Annotated in this window: 12 protein-coding genes; 2 read left to right on the top strand and 10 right to left on the bottom strand. The window is 73.1% G+C overall.

Annotation, left to right across the window (positions count from 1 at the left end; genetic code table 11):
- Positions 1-89 precede the first annotated feature (89 nt).
- Positions 90-1,814, top strand: coding sequence for a glycosyltransferase family 39 protein (locus tag OG562_RS16530; protein ID WP_323187524.1), 1,725 nt, complete (start codon positions 90-92; stop codon positions 1,812-1,814).
- Here OG562_RS16530 and OG562_RS16525 read toward each other — a convergent pair.
- Positions 1,726-2,256 (bottom strand): MarR family winged helix-turn-helix transcriptional regulator, encoded by a 531-nt coding sequence (locus OG562_RS16525; RefSeq protein ID WP_266398164.1) that lies wholly within the window; start codon positions 2,254-2,256, stop codon positions 1,726-1,728. The two genes, OG562_RS16530 and OG562_RS16525, sit on opposite strands and share 89 nt — an antisense overlap.
- A 160-nt stretch (positions 2,257-2,416) precedes the next feature.
- Here OG562_RS16525 and OG562_RS16520 point away from each other — a divergent pair, with 160 nt between their 5' ends.
- On the top strand, positions 2,417-2,830 hold the full coding sequence (locus OG562_RS16520) for an organic hydroperoxide resistance protein (RefSeq protein WP_266398162.1): 414 nt from the start codon (positions 2,417-2,419) through the stop codon (positions 2,828-2,830).
- 65 nt (positions 2,831-2,895) lie between these two features.
- Here the strand turns inward: OG562_RS16520 and OG562_RS16515 are convergent, their stop codons facing one another.
- From OG562_RS16515 to OG562_RS16475, 9 genes are all read right to left on the bottom strand, one after another.
- The gene (locus OG562_RS16515) at positions 2,896-4,449 is read right to left on the bottom strand and encodes a hypothetical protein (protein WP_266398161.1); all 1,554 of its coding nucleotides are present in this window, start codon (positions 4,447-4,449) and stop codon (positions 2,896-2,898) included.
- A gap of 107 nt (positions 4,450-4,556) precedes the next feature.
- The gene (locus OG562_RS16510; protein WP_266409297.1) at positions 4,557-5,849 is read right to left on the bottom strand and encodes a hypothetical protein; all 1,293 of its coding nucleotides are present in this window, start codon (positions 5,847-5,849) and stop codon (positions 4,557-4,559) included.
- Between the two features lie 20 nt (positions 5,850-5,869).
- Positions 5,870-8,086 (bottom strand): bifunctional glycosyltransferase/CDP-glycerol:glycerophosphate glycerophosphotransferase, encoded by a 2,217-nt coding sequence (locus tag OG562_RS16505; RefSeq protein WP_266398159.1) that lies wholly within the window; start codon positions 8,084-8,086, stop codon positions 5,870-5,872.
- 8 nt (positions 8,087-8,094) lie between these two features.
- Positions 8,095-10,299, bottom strand: a complete 2,205-nt coding sequence (locus tag OG562_RS16500; protein WP_266398156.1) for a CDP-glycerol glycerophosphotransferase family protein — start codon at positions 10,297-10,299, stop codon at positions 8,095-8,097.
- Between the two features lie 185 nt (positions 10,300-10,484).
- The gene (locus OG562_RS16495) at positions 10,485-12,767 is read right to left on the bottom strand and encodes a bifunctional glycosyltransferase family 2 protein/CDP-glycerol:glycerophosphate glycerophosphotransferase (RefSeq protein ID WP_266398154.1); all 2,283 of its coding nucleotides are present in this window, start codon (positions 12,765-12,767) and stop codon (positions 10,485-10,487) included.
- 206 nt (positions 12,768-12,973) lie between these two features.
- Positions 12,974-13,825: a carbohydrate ABC transporter permease gene (locus OG562_RS16490; RefSeq protein ID WP_266398153.1), complete on the bottom strand. Its 852-nt coding sequence runs from the start codon at positions 13,823-13,825 to the stop codon at positions 12,974-12,976.
- The gene (locus OG562_RS16485; RefSeq protein ID WP_266398151.1) at positions 13,822-15,114 is read right to left on the bottom strand and encodes a carbohydrate ABC transporter permease; all 1,293 of its coding nucleotides are present in this window, start codon (positions 15,112-15,114) and stop codon (positions 13,822-13,824) included. The genes OG562_RS16490 and OG562_RS16485 overlap by 4 nt, the downstream gene beginning before the upstream one ends.
- 7 nt (positions 15,115-15,121) lie before the next feature.
- Positions 15,122-16,519, bottom strand: coding sequence for an ABC transporter substrate-binding protein (locus OG562_RS16480; protein WP_266398149.1), 1,398 nt, complete (start codon positions 16,517-16,519; stop codon positions 15,122-15,124).
- A 251-nt stretch (positions 16,520-16,770) separates the two neighbouring features.
- Positions 16,771-20,283: an FHA domain-containing protein gene (locus OG562_RS16475; RefSeq protein WP_266409296.1), complete on the bottom strand. Its 3,513-nt coding sequence runs from the start codon at positions 20,281-20,283 to the stop codon at positions 16,771-16,773.
- Positions 20,284-20,588 lie beyond the last annotated feature (305 nt).

Genomic DNA, 20,588 nt, shown 5'->3' with positions numbered 1-20,588 from the left:
AATCCGGACGAACGCTGATAAAGCTCTCATAGAGCCTTATAGGCCGTCAATCACGAGTAAGAGCTTGCTAATAGTACAAAATCTGCGGTGTGGTGAACCAGCGCTCGCACAGGTCGGGACCGCACGCCGCCGTCGCCGCGACCGTCCCTGCGGCTCTCGTCGCCGCCCTCCCGGTGGCCGTCCCCGTGGCCGTGATGCTCGTGCTCGGTCTCTGGGGGCTAGACCGGGGCGGCGTGTGGCGCGACGAGGCCGTCACCCTTCAGGTCGCGCGGCGTTCGGCCCCGGAGATCTGGCGGCTGCTGCACGGCGTGGACGCGGTGCACGGCCTGTACTACCTCCTCATGCACGCCGTCCTCGCCGTACGCCCCGGCACGGCCGCCGAGACCGCCCTGCGCCTGCCGTCCGTCGTCGGCGCGGCCGCGACCGCCGGCCTGGTCGCGGCCCTGGGCGTACGGCTCGCCTGGCCGCGCGTCGGCCTGTGGGCGGGCCTGCTGTACGCGGCGACCCCGCTGGCCGGCCACTACGCGCAGGAGGGCCGCTCGTACGCGCTGGTCGCCGCGGGCGCGACCGGCGCGACCCTGCAGCTGGTCCGCGCGCTGACGGGCCGCCCCTGGTGGCCCTACGGCGTCCTCGTCGCCCTGACCTGTCTGCTGCATGAGCTGGCGGTGCTGCTGGTGCTCGCGCACGCGCTGACGCTCGCCCTCGCGCGCGTGCCGGGGAGAGTCTGGGCGCGCTGGACCGGCGCGGCGGGGGCCGCCGTCCTGGCCTTGGTCCCGCTCGCCCTGGCGTCGCAGGCCCAGGCCGCTCAGGTGGCGTGGCTGCCGAGGCCCGGCCCGGGCAGCGCGGAGCGGCTGCTGCACGCCTTCCTGGGGGTGAGCGGGTTGGTTTTCTGGACCTGCCTGCTCCTGGCCGCCGTCGCACTGCTGCCGGACGCCCGCCGCCGCTCCCTCCCGGCCCTCCCGGCCCTCCCGACCTTCACATCCGTCCCGGCCCTCGCGGCCGTCGCGCTGCCGCTGGCGACCGTCCCCCCGCTGACCCTCCTCGCCGTCTCCCAGGTCCGCCCGATGTACGACGACCGGTACGTGCTGTACGCCCTGGCGGGCGCACCGCTGCTGGTGGCGGCGGGAGCGGACCGACTGCTGAGGGCGGGAGCGCGGCTCGTCCCCCGAAGGGGAGCCCCCGCCCCTGGCCCCCGCGCCGCCCTCACGAAACCCCTCACGAGACGCCTCACGAGACCCCTGGCGTCCGCCCTCGCGGGAACCGTCGCCGTCGCCCTCGCGTTCTTCTGTCAACTGCCGCTGCACCGCCAGGACCGCACCCTCCTCACCCGCCCCGACGGCCTCGCCGCCGTCTCCGAGGCCGCCGCGCGTGCGGTGCGGCCGGGCGAGGCGGTGGTGTTCCTGCCGTCGATCGGGCGGCGGGCGGCGGTGACGTATCCGGCGGGGTTCCGGGGCGTGCGGGACGTGGCGCTCAGGGCCTCCGGGCCGGCGTCGGGGACGCTGTACGGCCGGGAGATCCGCGCCGGCGAGCTGCGCCGCAGGCTGCGCGCGCTGGACCGGCTCTGGGTGGTCGCCGAGCCGTACGCCCTGCGCTCGCCGTGGTACCCGCGCAATCCGACCGAGCGCGTCAAGCTGACCGTCGTCGAGGAGGAGTTCGCGCCCAGCGTGCCGAGCCGCGAGTTCGTGCGGGACGGCGTGACCCTGCGTCTCTACAGCCGCAGACCGCCTACCGATCCCCCGGCTCGTTCCCCGGCGCATCCCCGGATGCGTCTGCCGGCTCCTCCTCCACTGCCGCCGCGTCCAGCGCCGAGGTGAGCTGGTCGAGGCGTTCGCGCAGCTCACCGATCTCGGCGAGGTCGAACCCGGTCGCCGAGACGATCCGGCGCGGCACCTTCAGCGCCTTCTCGCGCAGCGCCACCCCCTCCTCGGTGAGCCGGATCTCCACCGAGCGCTCGTCGCGCGCGCTGCGCTCCCGGCGTACGAGACCGGCCGCCTCCAGCCGTTTGAGCAGCGGCGAGAGCGTGCCGGAGTCCAGGCGCAGATGCTCGCCGAGCCTCTTCACCGGCAGGTCGCCCTCTTCCCACAGCACCAGCATGACCAGGTACTGGGGGTAGGTCAGCCCGAGGTCCTTGAGGATCACGCGGTACACGCCGTTGAAGGCGCGCGAGGCGGCGTGCAGGGAGAAGCAGATCTGGCGGTCCAGGCGGAGCCAGTTCTCCTGGGCGGGGGGAAGAGCGGGGGTCGACGTCGGGGTCATGTACTCCAGGGTAGCGCCAGCGAGCCATTTAGTTGTGCACAACTGAGTTGTGTGCTCTACTTATCCCCGTGAGGCGGCCCGGACGCGAAAAAGCGAAGCAGCGAACCGCGTGAGGGCCGGCCACCCCCTGACACAGATTTCCGAGAGGGATGGTTCATCCATGGACGCGCTCTACACCGCAGTCGCCACCGCCACCCACGGCCGCGAGGGTCGCGCCGTCTCCAACGACGGCAAGATCGACCTCGCGCTCGCCATGCCGGTGGAGCTCGGCGGCAACGGTCAGGGCACCAACCCGGAGCAGCTGTTCGCCGCCGGTTACGCGGCCTGTTTCGGCAGCGCGCTGGGCCTCGTCGGCCGTAACGCGAAGGTGGACGTCAGCGACGCCGCCGTGACCGCCGAGGTCGGCATAGGCAAGCAGGGCGAGGGCTTCGGTCTGAAGGTGACGCTGCGCGTCGAGCTGCCCGACACCCTGGACGAGGCGACCGGCCGCAAGCTGGTCGAGGCCGCCCACCAGGTCTGCCCCTACTCCAACGCCACCCGCGGCAACATCGAGGTCGACCTCGTCATCGAGTAATCCCCTAATCCCCTAGCTAGTCCCCGGCATCCCGGCCGATCCCCGGCACCCCGGCTCCGGGAAGCTCAGCCGACCCGCGCCAGCACCTCCCCCGTCCGCCGGCTCCACGCCACCACCACGGCCTCCTCGGGCACCGGGTGCCAGCGCGTGAGCAGCAGCCAGCGGATGCGGTAGCGGTGGGCGATCGCCGCACGCTCGGCGCGGGTCGATCCGGGGGCGAGGTAGGCGCGGACGTCCGCGAGCCGTCGTAGCCGCACCCGCTCGTCCAGGGCCGCGTCCGGCCAGGCGGGCGCGGCGAGGTTCGGGCCGTAGCCGGCGATGGCGTGGACGGCGTAGTAGCCGTCGGTGACCACCACCTCCCCGGGGCCGATGTGCCGTGCGGCCCAGTCGTACGTCGGCCAGTCCGGCGGCTGCTCGAAGCCGACCGGGTCCAGTGCGCGCGGCACGACCGCCCCCGCCTGCACGGTCAGCAGGCCGAGACAGGCACCGCCCGCCGCGACCGCCCCCAGCACCCGCCGCCCCGCGCCCCACGGCCGGGGCGTCGCCAGTTCCACCGCGAGCGCGAACTGGAGCGGGACCAGGGTGAGGCCCAGGATCCGCCCGTAGGTGTAGTGGCCGCTGATCCAGCCGTACGCCACCACCAGACAGTCCAGGGCGAACATCAGCGCCAGCGGGTCGCGCCAGGAGCGCCGGCCCCGCGCCCACAGCGCCGGAAGGCCCAGCAGTGCCAGCCAGAAGTGGCCGGTCAGCCCCTCGTACAGTCGCCGGTGCATCGCGTCCACGCTGTCGTCGCCGGCCAGTTCGAACAGGTCGAAGTAGGGCCAGACGACGGCGACCGCCAGCGCCGCCGCGCCCACCACGGCCCACCGGGCGACGACCGCCGGCCGCCACCCCCGCTGCCATCCCGTGACGAAGGCGACGCCTCCGGTGACGGCCGCCACCGCGGTGATCGGATGCACCAGCAGGATCGCCCCGTACAGCGCGCCCAGTCCCGCGTACCCGGTGAAGCCGCGCAGGCCGTTCGGGCCGACGTAGCGCACCTGGCGGGCGTCACGCGCGCGTGCCCCCGTCCACGCCCACGCCCAGAAGGCGAGCCCGATGGCGAAGGCGGACGGGTAGCCGAGGTTGCCGGTCATCGACATCAGGCCCAGATAGCCGCTCCACCAGGCCCGTTCGGTGCCCCACAGTAGGGTCATGGCCGCCAGTGCCAGCACCGGGGCCCACGGCCTCGGCGTCAGCACCCGTACGAAGCGGCCGATGCCGGTCAGCAGCACCGCCAGGTTCACCGGCCCGGCGACCCGCAGCACCTCCCAGCCCGTGAACCCGGTCAGCCGGGCGAACGCGCCCTGCGCCACCGCGTACGGCGAGTAGTAGGGGCTGCCCGCGCCCGGCAGATCGGCCATCGGGTGCAGCGGATGCAGGAGATGGGCCTTGAGGCGTTCGACGACGGCCGTGTGCTGGCCGGCGTCGCAGCACAGCGGCACCCGCCAGTACGCCAGCGACATCACCAGCCAGAACAGCAGGCCGAACACCTGGTACGGGGTCGGCCGCCGCGCGCGTCCGCCGCGCAACGCCGTGACGCCGCGCACCGGTCGCCGGATCAGGACGCCGACGCTCATGAGACCTGGGAACGGTGAAGAAATTTAACAAATGGGAAGAAGGGGGCCATTTGGAATGTCTTCCGTCCACGTCACCGGTCCTGCCGACCGGGACGCCGACCGTCACCTCATCGAGTGAGCCCGATCGGCCCTCTCCTCGGCCCTTCCTGCGTCGGAAGGACCGGAAGGGCCGACTGCCCCCGGATCACGGACTCCACCAGCAGCGGCAGCCCCAGCACCGGCAGCAGCCATGCCAGCACGATCAGCCGGTCGCCCCAGATGGCCATGTCGGGGTGCCCGGCCTGCGTCAGGATCCCGGTGCACGCGGCCGCGAGCGCGAAGACGCCGAACGTCCTCGGCCGGTCCCGCAGCACCCCCCACGTCCCGGCCGCCAGCGCCGTCACGAACAGCGGCTCCCACAGCTGCCGGCGCAGCCACTCCACCCAGAAGTTGAGCTGGAGGTGCAGAAACTCCGGCCACGCGCGCGTGCGGTCCGGCCGGGCGAAGTGACGGGTCAGCAGATCCTGCAGGCTCTCCGACTCCGACGGATAGTGCAGCAGCCTGGCCAGCAGCATGGTCCCGGCCACCGCGCACCCGCCCACGACGCTCACCACGACCGTCCCGCGCCCCACGGGCCGCCCCCGCCGCCGACGCCGTACGGCGATCAGCGCGCCCGCGCCCGCCAGGCACAGCCCGAGGAACAGCGCCTGCGAGTGCTTGACGGCGAACAGGGCGGCCAGCGCGCCCCCGACCAGCCACGCCCCCGCCCGCACCCGCCCGTCCAGGGCCAGCGCGCACCCCCACACCGCCGCCAGCGTCAGCGCCAGCATCAGGCCCTCGGTCATCGGGCGCATCGCGGTCGTGCCGCACGGCAGGACGTAGTACAGGGCCTGCCCGGCCAGACAGACCGGGGTGGACGCGCGGCGGCCGCGCAGGATCAGGAAGACCAGCACCCCGCCCGCCGCCGTCACCGAGACGCCCGCCAGCCACAGCCCCCACGTCACCCCGAACAGCGTGATGAACGGCAGGAGGAACACCGGGTAGCCGGGCCGCACCTCGAAGATCCGCATGAAGCGCTCCGGCATGAACGGCACCGTGCGCCCGCCCGTCTGCCCCGCCGCCAGCCGTGCCTCCACGTTGCGCCACTCCCGCGCCCGGCACTCGGCCAGCACCCGGCCGGCGGGGCCGGGCCGGTGGAAGCGGACCACGTCCACGCTGTGCCGGCGGGCGGCGATCGAGGCGCTGCCCCTGCACGCGTAGTCGATGGTCGCGGCCGCCGCCTCCCGCTTGCTCTCCCCGCGCAGACTCAGCGCGTACGACAGGTAGTTCTTGGTGTCGGGGGTGTCCCGGCCGGTGATGTTCGCGAGCTGGAGCAGCGCGAACACCGCGGCCAGGACCAGCAGTCCAGTGCGCGGCCGCAACCGGACCTTCGGGCGCACGCTCACGGCGACGCGACCAGGTCGTGCGTGGCCGCCGGACCGGGCACCCGGGCCGTCCCCGACGCGGCCGGCGGCTCGCCCAGCAGCAACTGCCGTACGACCCGTTCGGCGGCGCGGCCGTCGTCGTAGGCGCAGAACCGCTCGCGGAAGTCCGCCCGCAGCCGGGTCGACTCCTCGTCGCGCCAGCTGCCGGAGGCCAGCAGCCAGGCCAGTTCGCGGTAGGTGCGCGAGACATGGCCCGGGGCGTCGGCGGTGACGTCGAAGTACGCGCCCCGGCTGGCGGTGTACGCGCTCCAGTCGTCGGCGTGGACGACGATCGGCCGGTCCAGGTTGGCGTAGTCGAACATCAGGGCCGAGTAGTCGGTGACCAGGACGTCGGAGGCGAGCATGACGTCCTCGACGTGCGGCTCGTCCGTCGCGTCGACGACGACCCCGCGCCGGTGCAGATCCGCCAGGCCCATCCCGCGCGCGGGGCCCCCGGCGAGGGACGGGTGCAGACGCACCACCAGGGTGTGGTCCTCGCCGAGGTCCGCGGCGAACCGGGCCAGGTCGAGCCGGTCGACGTGCCCGCCGCGCACGTACTCGCGCCGGGTGGGCGCGTACAGCACGACCGTGTGGTCGGCCGGGATGCCCAGGCGCGCGCGGACGGCGAGGCAGGCCTGCGGGTCGGCGTCGACCAGCACGTCGTTGCGGGGACTGCCGGTCCGCGCGGACGTGAAGTGACACGGGTAGGCCCGCTCCCACACCAGCTCGGAGTGCGGGTTGGCGACCAGGCTGTAGTCCCAGCGGTCGGCGCGGCGCAGCATCTGCGGCACGTCCACGCCGTGCCGGGCCCCCGGCTTGGCCAGCAGATCGGCGGCCATGTACTTCAGCGGGGTGCCCTGGTGGGTGTGGATGTGGACGCTGCCCGGCCGTTTGGCCAGCGCGCCGGGCCAGTTGACGTTGTTGACGAAGAACCCGGCCCGCGCGGTCACCCGCCGGTAGGCCGGTGAGTCCAGGAGCACGTGCTCCACGCCCTCCGGGAGCCGCGCCGCCGTCTCCTCGTCGCGCACCACCCACACCCCGCGCAGCTGCGGGGCGATCTCCCGGGCCGCACGGTAGACGGCCCCCGGGTCGCCGAGCACGCCCCGGTGCGAGAACGCCGAGTACACGACCAGCTGCGGATCGAGCGCACGGCGCGCCTGTACGGCGGTCACGCCCCGGCGTACGCGTCCCGCGGCCGCCCCGCGCACCAGCCCCCCGCGCCGGGCGAGTTCCCGTCCGGCGCGTCCGGCCTGCCGCCTGACCCGGTAGGCCGCGTAACCGCCCCGCAGGACCCGCAGTTCGGCGGGGATCGGCTCGCCGGCCGGCTGGTGAGCGCGGAACAACTCGGCCGTACGGCGGAAGAACTCGCCCTTGTCCGACGGCGGCAGCCGGTCTGGCTTGGCCAGGATGTCCAGACAGTGCTCGCCCATCTTGCGATGCAGATAGGGCCGCCAACTCGCGAGTCCCGGGCGGGAGTCGACGAAGGCGAAGACCCGCTCGTACTGGTCGTGGATGTCGAAGTGCTTGCGGCTGGTGGTGGACAGGATGTTGCCCTGGCGGCGCTGGCGGTAGTTCAGGCAGATCCGGTCCAGTGTGGCGATCCGCTCCGCGCTGAGCATGACCGGGAACGTCCAGGGCGTGTCCTCGTAGTAGCCGGGCGGGAAGACGAAGCCGTTGCCCTCGACGAAGTCCCGCCGGTAGACCTTGTTCCACACGACCATCAGCAGGTCGAGGATCTCCGGGTGTTCGGCGGCCGTGAAGGCTCCCTCGCCGACGTCCGTCAGAAGGTGCGCGAGGGCGTTCCTGCGGGTGCCGCCCCACCAGTAGGTGCGCGCGTAGTCGAAGACCAGCACGTCCGGGTCGTCGGCCTCCGTCAGCCGGTCGGCCATCGCGCGCAGCGCGCCCGGGGTGAGGGTGTCGTCGCTGTCGAGGAAGAACAGGTAGTCGCCGCTCGCGAGCGGCAGGCCCGCGTTGCGGGCGCGGCCCAGGCCGACGTTCTCCGGCAGGTGCAGAACCTGGACGCGCTCGTCGCGGGCCGCGTACTCGTCGAGGATCGCGCCGCAGCCGTCGGGGGAGCGGTCGTCGACGGCGATCACCTCGATGTCCCGGTACGACTGCTCCAGGACCGAGTCGAGACACTCGCGCAGGAAGCCCTGCACCTTGAAACAGGGGACGATGATGCTGAAGCGGGGCACTGCGGGGGTCAGCTCCTTACGAGGGTGGAGGCGGCGGGGGCCGGGACGCGCTCGGCGAGCGGCCGCACGGCCGGGATCGCCTCCGGGGGCTCGCCGAGCAGCACCCGGCGCACCACGCGCTCGGCGGCCCGGCCGTCGTCGAACCCGCAGAAGCGGCGACGGAACTCGGCCCTGCGGCCGGCGGACTCCGGGCCCGCGTACGAGCCGTCGGCGAAGACGCGCGCCAGCTCCCGCGGGGTCCGGGCGACGGGGCCCGGCGGGTCCGCCATCAGGTCGAAGTACACGCCCCGCGTCTCGGTGTAGACGTCCCAGTCGTCGGCGTACACGACGATCGGGCGGTCCAGGTTGGCGTAGTCGAACATGATCGACGAGTAGTCGGTGACCAGCGCGTCGGCGGCCAGGCACACCTCTTCCGAGGAGCGGTGCCCCGTGACGTCGATGATCCGGCCGGCGTCGGCGCGCGCGCCCCGGTCGTAGAAGTAGTGGGCGCGCAGCAGGACGACGACGTCCTCGCCGGCCGCCTCGCAGAAGGCCTCCAGGTCCAGGCCCGCCTCGAAGCCGGTGTGGTAGTCGCGGTGGGTGGGCGCGTACAGGACGGCCGTCCTGCCGTCCGGCACCCCCAACTCCCGCCGGATGCGGGCCACGTCCTCGCCGGTCGCCGTGTAGAAGACGTCGTTGCGCGGATAGCCGTACTCCAGGTGCTCGTAGCGGCCCGGGAAGGCGCGCTCCCACATCTGGGTGGAGTGGGTGTTGGAGGAGACGTTGCAGTCCCAGCGGTCCACGCGGCCCAGGAGCTTGGTGAAGGAGCCGGTCGCGGCGGCGACGACGGGGTACGTCGACTGGTCGACGCCCATCTTCTTCAGCGGGGTGCCGTGCTGTGTCTGCACATGGACGCTGCCCTCGCGCTTGACCACGCCCTCCGCGAAGTTGGCGTTGTTGACGAGGTACGTGGCGCGGGCCAGGACCTGCCAGTAGCGGCGGCTGCCGATGACGGCGTGTTCGACGCCCTCGGGCATCGCGTGCGCCTGGTCGGGCTCGACGAGGAACACCGAGCGGATGTGCGGGGCGAGTTCGGCGGCCTTGGCGTGGATCGCGGCCGGGCTGCACGCGTATCCGCGGCCCCAGTACGCGCAGTACACGGCCAGGTTCGGGTCGAGGGGCCGGCGCAGCTGGCGGCGGTAGTACAGGCGGGTGCGCAGGCCCCGGGGGCGCGGGAGGCGCTCGGCGGCCGCCGTCGCCTTCTGGTTGACGCCCCGCAGCGCGCGGAACGCGGTGTACGCCCCCGCCGCCAGCAGCCGGTGCTGCACGCCCAGACTCCCGCCCGGCCTGCGGAAACCGGCCGGGCGGTGGCGGCGGTACAGCTTGCCCGCGCGGCGGAAGAAGGCCCTCCGGCGGCGGTCCGGCAGCCGGGCCGGATGCGCGGCCGTCTTCAGCACGGCCGCGAAGAGCTGCCCGAACAGCGGACCCGACCGGTCGGCGGACACCTCGAGTTCGGCGGCCCGTGACAGCACCTGCTCCGCCCGGTCCAGCAGTTCGGCGTGGTGCTCGCCCGGCAGGTTGAGCCGGCTGCCCTGCCGCCGCAGCAGATGCCGTACGACGACCGAGCGCAGCACCGCGATCCGCTCGGCGTGCAGGGTGACCAGGCCGCCGAAGCCGACGTCCGTGAAGTGGCCGTCGGGGAAGGCGAGTTCGTGCTCCGTGAGGAACGCCCGCCGGTAGGCCGCGCTCCACGCCGGCAGCTGTACGCCGGTCACGTGCGGGGCCTCGGCGGGGGAGAAGGCCCCCTTCGGGGTCTTCGCCAGCAGCAGGGCGGCCGGGTTGGTCGGCTCGCCCTCCCACCAGGGGGTGCGCTCGTGCTCGGCGTACAGGACGTCGACGTCGCCGGTCTCGGTCAGGCGCGCGTCCAGGGCCGCCAGCGCGCCCGGGGTGAGGGTGTCGTCACCGTCGAGGAAGAGGAGATACCCGCCGGTCGCCGCCCGCATCCCGGTGTTGCGCGCCCCGGCCAGGCCCGCCGACGGCGGCGAGTGCACGGGGGCCACCCGGGAGTCCCGCTCGGCGTGACCGGCGGCGACCTCGGCGGCCGGGGCGTCGGGCGCGTCGCAGACCGGGATCAGCTCGAAGTCGCCGAAGGACTGGGCGAGGACGGAGTCCAGCGCCAGGGACAGCCGGCCCGCGACCCCGTGGGACGCGACGATGATGCTGAAGCGGGGCATTCTGCTCTTTCTCTGTCGGTGGTCGGGCCGGGTCGGGTGCTCAGGCCGTAGCGCTGATCAGGCGGTGTCGCCGTTCAGGGTGTACGGCCGGGGCGTCCGGCCGGCCGCCAGGTGGCGGGCCGGGTCGGGGTGGGCCGCGACGAGCCGCTGGTGGACATGGGAACTCCCGGAAGGGCAAACGGCGTTCAGAGGCTGTCGGTGACGGGGAGGGAACCGGAAGGTTGCGGCACGGTGGTGAGAGGGGCCTGCCCGGAGGCGAGCGCCGAGCGCCCCGACGCCGCCGACGGCACCGGATGCCGCTCGCCCAGCGGCACGAACGGCAGGACGGCCGACTCGCCCAGCACCACCCGTCGTACGACGCGCTCGGCGGCGAGGCCGTCGTCGCAGGGGCAGAACCGCTCGCGGAACGCGGCGCGCAGCTGGGCGGAGCGGGAGCCGCGCCAGTGGCCGGTCGCGAAGATGTCGATCAGCTCGTCCTCGCTGCGCGCGACCGCGCCCGGCGGGAAGGCCCGCAGGTCGAAGTAGGCTCCGCGGGCCGCCTGGTAGGCCGCCCAGTCGTCGTCGGCGGCGTGGACGACGATCGGGCGGTCGAGGTTGGCGTAGTCGAACATGATCGACGAGTAGTCGGTGACCAGGACGTCCGAGGCCAGGAAGAGGGACTCCACGCTCGGGTGGCCGGTGACGTCGATGACGCCCGGGGTCGTGCGGGCGGGCGGGGCGTCCTGCCAGTAGTGGGCGCGGGCCAGGATCACGAAGCGCGGGCCGAGGCGGCGCAGGATCCGCTCCAGGTCGAGGTGGGCGCGCTGGGTGCGGCGGTAGTCGCGGTGGGTGGGCGCGTACAGGACCGCGACCGTGTCGCGCGGGATGCCGAGGGACTCGCGCAGCCGGGCCACGTCGGCTGACGTCGCCCGCTGCAGGACGTCGTTGCGCGGATAGCCGTACTCGAGGGTCTCGTAGCCGCCCGGGTAGACGCGCTCCCAGGTCAGGGTGGTGTGGCGGTTGGCGGACAGGACATAGTCCCACTTGTCGACGCCCCGCAGGAGCTCGGCGAAGTCCATGTCCCGGGCGGCCGCCGGGCGTTCCTGGAGGTCGAGGCCCATGTGCTTGAGGGGGGTGCCGTGCTGGGTCTGGACGAAGACCTGGCCGGGCCGCTTGACCAGGCGGCGGTCGAAGTTGACGTTGTTGACGAGGTACTTGGAGCGGGCCAGCGCCGTCCAGTAGGCGGCCGTCCCGGGCGTCACCAGGCGCGGGCCCGGCGGGACGGCGTCCTGGTGCTCGGGGCGTGCGATCCACGCCGTGCGCACCTGCGGCGCGAGGCTGCGGAAGGCGGCCTCCAGAGCGCCCGGGTTGCAGCTGTGCCCGCGCCCCCAGTACGCGGCGAAGACCGCCCGGTCTGCGCGCAGCGGCAGCCGCAGCTGGATGCGGTAGTGCGCCTGGAGCACCGCCGCCTTCAGGGCCCGGGCGAGCTTCACGCCCAGCTTCAGCGCACGCCGGCGCAGGGTCATGCCCGCCTGGAGCGTCCGGTAGGTGCGGTGCAGGCCCAGGTGGACGAGGCCGTGCCGCAGCCGGGAGCGCAGCGGGATCGGCGCGCCCGGGGTGCGGTAACGGCGGTAGTGGGCGCGGGCCTTGCGCAGGAACTCGGCGCGCGCCCCGCGCGGGAGCCGGTCGCGCCGGGTGAAGACGGTGGTGAAGTGGTCGACCATGCGGCGGAACAACACCGGCCGCCAGCGGGCGAGATCGGGCCGCTGCTCGACGAACGCGAAGACCCGCTCGTACTGGTCGAAGACGTCGAAGTGCTTGCGGCTGGTGGTGGAGAGGATGTTGCCCTGGCGGCGCTGGCGGTAGTGCACGCAGACCCGGTCCAGGGTGGCGATCGACTCCGCCGCCATCAGCAGCGGGTACGTCCACGGGGTGTCCTCGTAGTAGCCGGGCGGGAAGGCGAGGCCGTTCTTCTCGACGAACTCCCGTCGGCAGGCCTTGTTCCAGGCCACCATCAGCACCCTGAGCAGCCCCGGGCGGTCCTCCAGACGGAACGGCGCGGGGCCCTGCTCGGTCAACTGGGCGGCGACCTTGTTGCGTTCCTCCCGGCCCGACCAGAAGGTGCGCGCGTAGTCGTAGAGCAGGACGTCCGGCTCGCCCGTCTCCTTCAACCGGTCGGCGACGGCGCGCAGCGCGTCGGGGGTGAGCGTGTCGTCGGAGTCCAGGAACACCAGGTAGTCGCCGCTCGCCTGCTCCATCCCCGCGTTGCGGGCCGGGCCCAGACCGACGTTCTCCGGCAGATGCAGGGCGCGCACGCGTGGATCGCGGGCCGCGAACTCGTCGATGATCTCGCCGCTGGCGTCCGGCGAACGGTCGTCGACGGCGATCAGTTCGAAATCGGCGTACGACTGCGACAGCACCGATTCGAGGCACTCGTGCAGGTACGCCTGAACCTTGTACGCGGGGACGATGACACTGAACCTGGGCAAGGGACATCCATGGGTCGGCACGGGCGGTAGACAGGGCCTTGCCCGGGAACGGCCGATGGAGTGAGTTGGTTACGGTTCGTACGGCATACGGGGGATGCAGGGTGAACGCGGAGGGGTGGGCCGGTGACGGCCCACCCCTGACGCGCTGTCGCCCAGTCGCCCAGTCGCGCTGTCGTCGTCGGTGACTTGACCGGTGACTTGACCGGTTACTTGACCGCGCCCGCCATCACCCCGGACACGAACTGCCGCTGGAACGCGAAGAACACGGCCAGCGGGATCACCATCGAGATGAACGCGCCCGGCGCGAGCACGTCGATGTTGTTGCCGAACTGCCGTACCTGCGTCTGCAGGGCGACCGTGATCGGCTGGCTGTCGGCATTGGTGAACACCAGCGCGACCAGCATGTCGTTCCACACCCACAGGAACTGGAAGATGCCGAGGCTCGCGATCGCCGGACCGCCCAGCGGCATCACGACCCGCGTGAACAGCCGCAGCTCACCGGCCCCGTCGAGCCGGGCCGCCTCCAGCAGCTCGCGGGGGATCTCGGCGAAGAAGTTCCGCAGCAGGAACACCGCGAACGGCAGCCCGAAGCCCGTGTGGAACAGGACCACCCCCAGGACGGAGCCGAACAGACCGATCTTGCCGAACAGTTCGGCGATCGGGATCAGCGCCACCTGCACGGGGACGACCAGCAGCCCGACCACGCCCAGGAACCACCAGTCCCGGCCGGGGAACTCCATCCACGCGAAGGCATAGCCCGCGAGCGAGCCGATGACGACGACCAGGAGCGTCGCCGGCACCGTGATCAGCACCGTGTTGAGAATCGAGTGGGTGATGTCGCCGTTCTCCAGCAGCTTCCGGTAGCTGTCGAAGGTGAGTTGGGAGGGCTTGCTGAAGACCTCCCACCAGCCGCTCGCGCTCAGGTCCTCCGGGGAGCGCAGCGAGGAGACGAGCAGCCCGATCGTCGGCACCAGCCAGAACAGGCCGACGAGGATGAGGAAGACCCGGACCAGACCGCCGTTGAGCTTCTCGATCAGCCACTTGGCCGTTGACGTCATCGCCGCACCTCCCGCCTCAGCCTGCGCACGTTGAACCACATCACCGGGATCACCAGCAGCAGCAGGAACACCGCGATCGCGCTGGCGACGCCCGGCTGGTCCTCGGAGAAGCCCTTGCGGTACAGCTCCAGGGCGAGCACGTTCGCGTCGTCCTGCGAGGAGCCGGGGGCGATGATGAAGACCAGGTCGAACACCTTCAGCACATTGATCATCAAGGTGACGGCGACGACCGCGAGGACCGGCGCGAGCATCGGCACGGTGATCCTGCGGAACACCTGCCACTCGTTCGCCCCGTCCACCCGTGCCGCTTCCAGGAGTTCACGCGGCATCCCGGCCAGCCCCGCCGCGATCAGCACCATCGCGAACCCGGCCCACATCCAGATGTACGACCCGATGATCGCCGGCGTGACCAGCGACGGGCCGAGCCAGTCCAGGCCGTTGTACGCCTCCTTGAAGTTGCTCGCGGGGAGCCGGAGCAGGGCGCCGTCGGCCTGGGCGGGGAGGGTGAAGGTCCCGTCGGCGGCGGCCTTCGTCGACGCGACCACCTTGCCGTCCTTCACGGCCTCGACCTTCATGCCGGCGTAGCCCAGCTCGGTCGGGTCGGGCGCGCCGAGCGTGCCGACGCCCTTGCCGCGCGTGAAGTCCTGCCAGGCGACGCCGGTGATCTTCCCCGGATCCGCCTTCGGCGCTACGGCCTTCCGCGCGCCGTCGGGCATCTGGTCGGGGGCGACGCCCACCAGGGGGAGGGTCACCGGGTCGCCGGTGTGGACGGCCGCCCTGGTGACGAAGCCGCCGCTCTGCGCGGTGAGCGGCGAATCCCGGCCCGGGTGGGCCTTGGGGAACGCGGAGGCCTCGGCGAACGTGTCGTGGACGCCCACCCACACCGCGTTGGCGACGCCCTTGTCCGGGTCCTGGTCGTAGACCAGCCGGAAGATGATGCCGGCGGCGAGCATCGAGATCGCCATCGGCATGAAGACGACCAGCTTGAACGCCGTTCCCCAGCGCACCCGTTCGGTCAGCACCGCGAAGATCAGACCGAGCGCGGTCGCGACCGTCGGCGCGAACACCACCCAGATCACGTTGTTCTTCAGGGCGGTGCGGATGCCGTCGTCCGTGAAGAGGGCCTTGTAGTTGTCGACTCCGGCGAAACCGTCGCCGGACTGGTCGTAGAAGCTGCGCACGAGCGAGTACCCGATCGGGTAGACCACGAGCGCGCCCAGCAGCACCAGGGCGGGCAGCAGGAACAGTGCCGCCACGGTTTTGCGGGTGCCGGTCACGGACTGCTTCATCGCCGGGTCAGTTCCCGTACGCCGCCGCCGCGTCCGACTCCAGTTTCTTCTGGATGCCGGCCACGTCCGTCGGGTTCTTCAGGAAGTCCTGCAGGTCCTTCCACTCGCCCTTGCCGGGCGTGCCGCCGAAGGCCTGCGGGGCCTGGTCGGACATGTCGAAGCGGAAGTCGTCGCCCGCCGCGACCAGCGCCTGGGCGATCTTGCGCTGGACGTCGTTCGGATACGCGGCGAGGTCGACGTTCTTGTTCGGCGAGAGATAGCCGCCGAGCTTGGCCTGGATCTCCGCCGCGTCCGGCGAGGCCAGGAAGGTCGCCAGCGCCTGCGCGCCCTTGGAGTCCTTCAAGATCACGGCCGCGTCGCCGCCGGACACCACGGGCGCGGTGCTGCCGACCTTCGGGAACGGGAACACCTTCGCGTCCGTGCCCACCTTCGCGTCCGTCTGCGCGATGTTGACCTGCACGAAGTCGCCCTCGTAGACCATCGCGGCCTTCGGCTGGTCGCCGCCGGTGAAGGTCTGGGTGACGGAGTTCGGGAACTGCGTCTGGAGGGCTCCGTCGGCACCGCCCGCCACATAGTCCTTCTTGCCCCAGATCTGGGCGAGCGTGGTGAGCGCCTTGGTGACGGAGGCGTCCGTCCACTTGATCTCGTGCTTGGCCAGCTGGTCGTACTTCTCCGGGCCCGCCTGGGAGAGGTACACGTTCTCGAACCAGTCGGTCAGCGGCCAGCCGTCCGCGCCGGGGATCGAGAAGGGGGTGACGCCGGAGTCGTAGACCGTCTGCGCGGTCTTCAGCAGTTCGTCCCAGGTGGCGGGCTCACTCGCGCCCGCGTTCTCGAAGACCTTCGCGTTGTACCAGATCAGCGACTTGTTGGCGGCCTTGTAGTAGACGCCGTACTGGGTGCCGTTCACCGCGCCGATGTCCTGCCAGCCCTGCGAGTAGTTCTTCGCGAGCTCCGCCTTCGCGTCCGCGCCGAGCGGGGTGGCCCACTTCTTGTCCACGGCCTGCTTGATGGCTCCCGGCTGCGGGAGCATCGCGACGTCCGGCGGCTGACCGCCCGCGATCTTCGACCCGAGGAAGTTGATGATCGGGTCCTGCGCGGGCACGAAGGTGATCTTCGCGCCGGTCCGCTTCTCGAACTCCGCCAGGACCTTCTTGAAGTTGGCCTGTTCCGGGCCCGTCCAGACGGCGGCGACCTCGAGCGTCGTGCCGTTCAGCTTGGGGAGGGTGAGGGCGCTGCCGGACTCCTTCGCTCCGGTACTGCTCTCGTTTCCGCTGCTCTTGTCGTCGTCGCTGCCGCACGCGGTGAGCGTGAGCGCGAGGGCTCCTGCCAGGAGGGTTGCGGCTGCTTTCACGGCGTTGCGCGTGCTCGTGCTCCTGCTGTGCATCACTGCCCCGTTCTTCGTCATCGTCGAACGTTAGGGCGCTGCCCCGTGAGCTCTGGTCTACGCCGGGTGGGGTGGCTAGGCAAGTGCGCCCGCGCTGTCAACGGGGGGATCGTGACCGCGTCGTGACGGGGTGACGGCGTTGGCGTCGGCGTCGCCGGGGGCTCTGCCCCCAGGCCCCCGTTCGGCCCCGAAAGGGCCTCGTTCTCAAGCGCCGGACGGGTTGAGAGATGCCGACCCACGCTCGAAAGGCACCGCCTTGAAGAAGCGCCGCTCTAAAGAAGCGACGGGACCTCCGCCGCCGACACCTCCCGGGTCGCCCGTTCCAGGGCGCTGGCCAGGAGGGCCAGGTCTGTGGGGCCGTTGCCCAGTTCGCGGACGGGGCGGCGGGTCGGGGGGTCGCCCATGCGGTGCCATTCCAGGGGGACGACCGTGGGGCGCAGGGTCGCCGTGCGAGGGATGCGGCCGGTGACGCGGCCGCCCTGGAAGGGGGTGAGGCGGCCGTCCGCGCCTTTGAGGCGGCCTCGGCCGGGGGACGGTTCGTCCGCGCCCGAACCCGGTGGGTCCAGGGTGATCCGAACGGTGGACCTCCGCACCGGCTCCGACTCCGCCGTACGGCCCCCGGGGCCCGTCGCCGCGACCAGGTGCACGCCGAGCCGCTCGCCCTCGCGGGCCACCGCCTCCAGCGCGCGCATCACGGAGCCCGCGGCGGGCCGGCCGGGGGAGCCGAGCGCGGGGGACACCAGCGCGTCCAGGTCGTCGACGACCACGACCAGCCGGGGCAGCGGAGGCGCGGCCTCGGTCTGCTGACGGGCGGCCGCCCCCGGGCGCAGCCGAATGGTCGAACTGGGCGGGGCGTCCAGGTCCGCGGCCCCGGAGCCCTGACCGCCGGGCCCCCGCTGCGGGACGATACGGCCGGAGACCGCGCGGTGCGTATGCCACTCGGCGAAGTCGGAACGGCCCAGCAGCTCCGCCCGCCGCTTCAGCTCGGCGCTCAGCGACTGCGCGAACTCCCGCATGCGCACCGGGTCGTTGGCGGTGAGATGGGTGGTGACATGCGGTACGTCCGTACAGACGCGCAGTCCGTCGCCGGGGCCGCCGCCGCCCTTGCCCACGGTGTCGCGGCCGTCCATCAGGACGATGCCCAGCCGGTCGGGCCGCTCCGCCGCCGCCAGCGAGGCGACGACCGCCCGCAGCAGCTCGGTGCGCCCGCTGCCGGGCGGGCCCTCGATCAGCAGATGCGGGCCCTCGACGTTCAGGTCCACGGCCACCGGGCCCCGCGGGCCCGCGCCGAGCACCGCCCAGGCCCGGCCGCCGAGCGCCTCGGCGTCGTCGGCCGCGTCCGCCCAGCGGGCCATCAGGGAGGCCGGGGTCGCCCGGGCGAGGCCCAACTCGTCGAGCAGCCGCGCGGACTGGGGCAGCGGTGCGGACACGCGCGTGTGCCGCTCGCCGCCGCCCGCGCCGTCCGGGCGCAGGGGAGCGAGGGCTCGCGCGAAGCGCTCGGCCCAGGCCGGGGAGACCGCGTCGACGGCGGCCACCGTGCCCTGGCCGACCGGACCAGGCCGCTCCGACTCCGCGCCGCCGGCCGCCGCCACCCGCAGCAGCCGCAGCGCCGTCGCCACGTCCCCGCTGAGCAGCCCTACGGCCCCGCACGCACGGAACGTGGGTGCGGCCGCACAGGCCGCCTCGTACGCCGCCGCGTAGGTCTCCGACGTCGGTTCCGTCGCCGGCGAGGAGTGGGAGGCGTGGGAGAAGTGCGAGGAGGGCGCCGCGGTGGGCGTCTCGGCCAGGCACAGGATGTGTATGCCGGCCCGCGGTCCGGCCGCCGCCAGCCTGGTCACCGCGTCCCGCAGATCCGCGCCGCCGGGGTCGCCGTCCACCACGAGCACCGTGTAGGGCCCCGGGAAGCCGTCGGAGGCGTGGTCCGCCACGGCCCAGGAGGGGCGGCGGGGGGCGGGCGCCGTCGTGCCGCCGCCGGCGTGGGCGCCGGTGGTCTCCGGCAGGTGGTCCTCCAGGCGGCGCAGGAGTTCGTCCGTGCGGGCCGTGGCCTGGTCGCGGTCGTAGGCGACGAGGAGGCGGCAGTCCTGGCCGTGGCCCGGACGCAGATGCGGGAGCCAGCTCAGCCAGGACCACTCGGCGGCGCGCTCCTCCTCGGAACGTGCGCGGTCCGCGCTGATCAGCACGATCTCCAGGGTGTCCGGGGAGTGCAGTGCGGCCAGTTGCGCCAGCACCGCGCGGGCCAGCCCGGCCAGCCGCGGGCGCGGTCCCGCCAGGCCCAGCGCCCCGACCTCGCGCAGGCCCGCGGTCACCGGCACGGCGGGCAGCAGGCCGGAGCCGTCGGGCGCCGGGCGGTCCGCGGTGCCCAGTCGCACCGTGAGCGCCTCCGGGTGGTCCGGGCCGCGTTCCCACAGCCGGGGGCCCGGGCCCAGCGCCGTCAGCAGCAGTGCCGCCGGGTCGGGCCAGGTCTCGGGCGCGGGGGGCGCGACGGCCGACGGCCGCGGCTGCGCCTCGGGCGCCTCCTCGGCGTGGTCCCCGGCTCCGGGCGCGTCCTGTCCGCCGCCGCGTCCACCGGCCAGCCGCCGCGCCCACGCGGAGAGACCTCCGCGTTTGCGCACGCCGTGCGGCGCCTCTTCGTACGGGGAGGGGGCGGAGGGCGTCGGAGTGCTCGGGGTGCTCGGGGTGCTTGAGGTCGTCGTCGTGAACGAGCCGAGGCCGGATCGGCCGCCGTGCGTCTCTCCGGAGGCGTCGGCCCTTCGGGGAGCGTCGCGCCGCTGCTCGATCTGCGGGGCTCCGCCTTGCCCCGGCACCAAGGGCGTCTCGCCCGAGCTCCGGGGCCGCTCGCCCCGGGCCGTCTCTGAGCCACTCCAGTCCACCGTGCCGTACGCGTGCCCGGTCGGGCCGGAAGGAGAACTGGAACCAGGACCGGAACCAGGACCGACAACAGAACCGGAAGCGTTCGGAATCGGGAGAGGAGAAGAAGCGGGCGCGGAAGGCATGGGAGCGGAGGGGCCGCCGAGGGGGCTCCCCACGCGCGCGTGAGCCGCAGTCGAGCCTGACCCCGAGCCGTCGGAGTCCGCTGACGAGCCCGCCGTTCCCGATGTCCCCGCCGTCTCCCCGCACGGCACCCGCACATGCCCCTCCCCGTCCGGGGTGGTCGCCACGCGGGCTCCCGGTCCCCCGGGTGGAGCAAGGCGCAGGGCCGATTCGCCGACGCGCAGAAGGGCTCCGGGGGCGAGGCGGACGGGGCGGGTCTGGACGCGGGCGCCGTCCAGGGTGGTGCCGTTGGTGGAGCCGAGGTCGGCGACCGTGACGCGGCCGTCCGGCGAGAGCGTCACCGCGCAGTGCAGCCGGGAGACGTCCGGGTCGTCGAGCGGGACGTCGGCGTCGGCGGAGCGGCCCACGCGGACCTGCCCGCCGTGCAGCAGATGGACCCCGCCCGCGTCCGGGCCGGCCACCACGTCCAGCCGGGCCGGGGCGTTGTCGACCTCGGGATGCGGCTCGGGGTCGGCCGGTGCGCCCAGGGACAGCACCGCGCCGTCGATCAACGGGGGCTCGCCGAGGGTGCACCGCTGGCCGTCGAGCCGGTCCGCGCCCGCGAACAGCACGACCGGCGCTCCTCCGGAGGGAGCGGCGGAGCCGTCCCCGGAGACCGCCGCGGCCAGGGCGGAGGCCACCGCGGCCAGGGCCGTGCCGGCGGGCGCCGTGACCTGCACGTCGCAGCTCGCGGCGCGGCCCCTCGCATCGGCCGGCGGGCCCTGCGGGTCTACGACGGTCAGCCGGATCTGCATCGCCGTCAGCGGTCCCTTCTGCCCGGGCGCGGACTTTCCCCCACCCCACACGAGCACGTCGGCCAGTACTGCACGCATCCTCGCACCTGTCACTGACAATGCGCCCGCCGCCGGGTGACAAGTGATCTTGATTGGTCGGCTCTGCCCGTAAAAGTGCCTGACCAATGTCCTAGCAGTGACCGCTTGAGATCGGTCACGTCGGCCTCCGGCAACCAACGGACCGGGGCGAGCGTCTTTCCTCCGAACATGGCTGAACAGGGGTCGAACATGGCCGAGAAGGAGCGCGTGACCGTACGTAAGGCCCA

The sequence above is a fragment of the Streptomyces sp. NBC_01275 genome, assembly GCF_026340655.1.
Classification (GTDB): domain Bacteria; phylum Actinomycetota; class Actinomycetes; order Streptomycetales; family Streptomycetaceae; genus Streptomyces.
The sequence above is the reverse complement of the archived record's forward strand: the minus strand, read 5'-3'. Positions and strand labels throughout refer to the sequence as shown.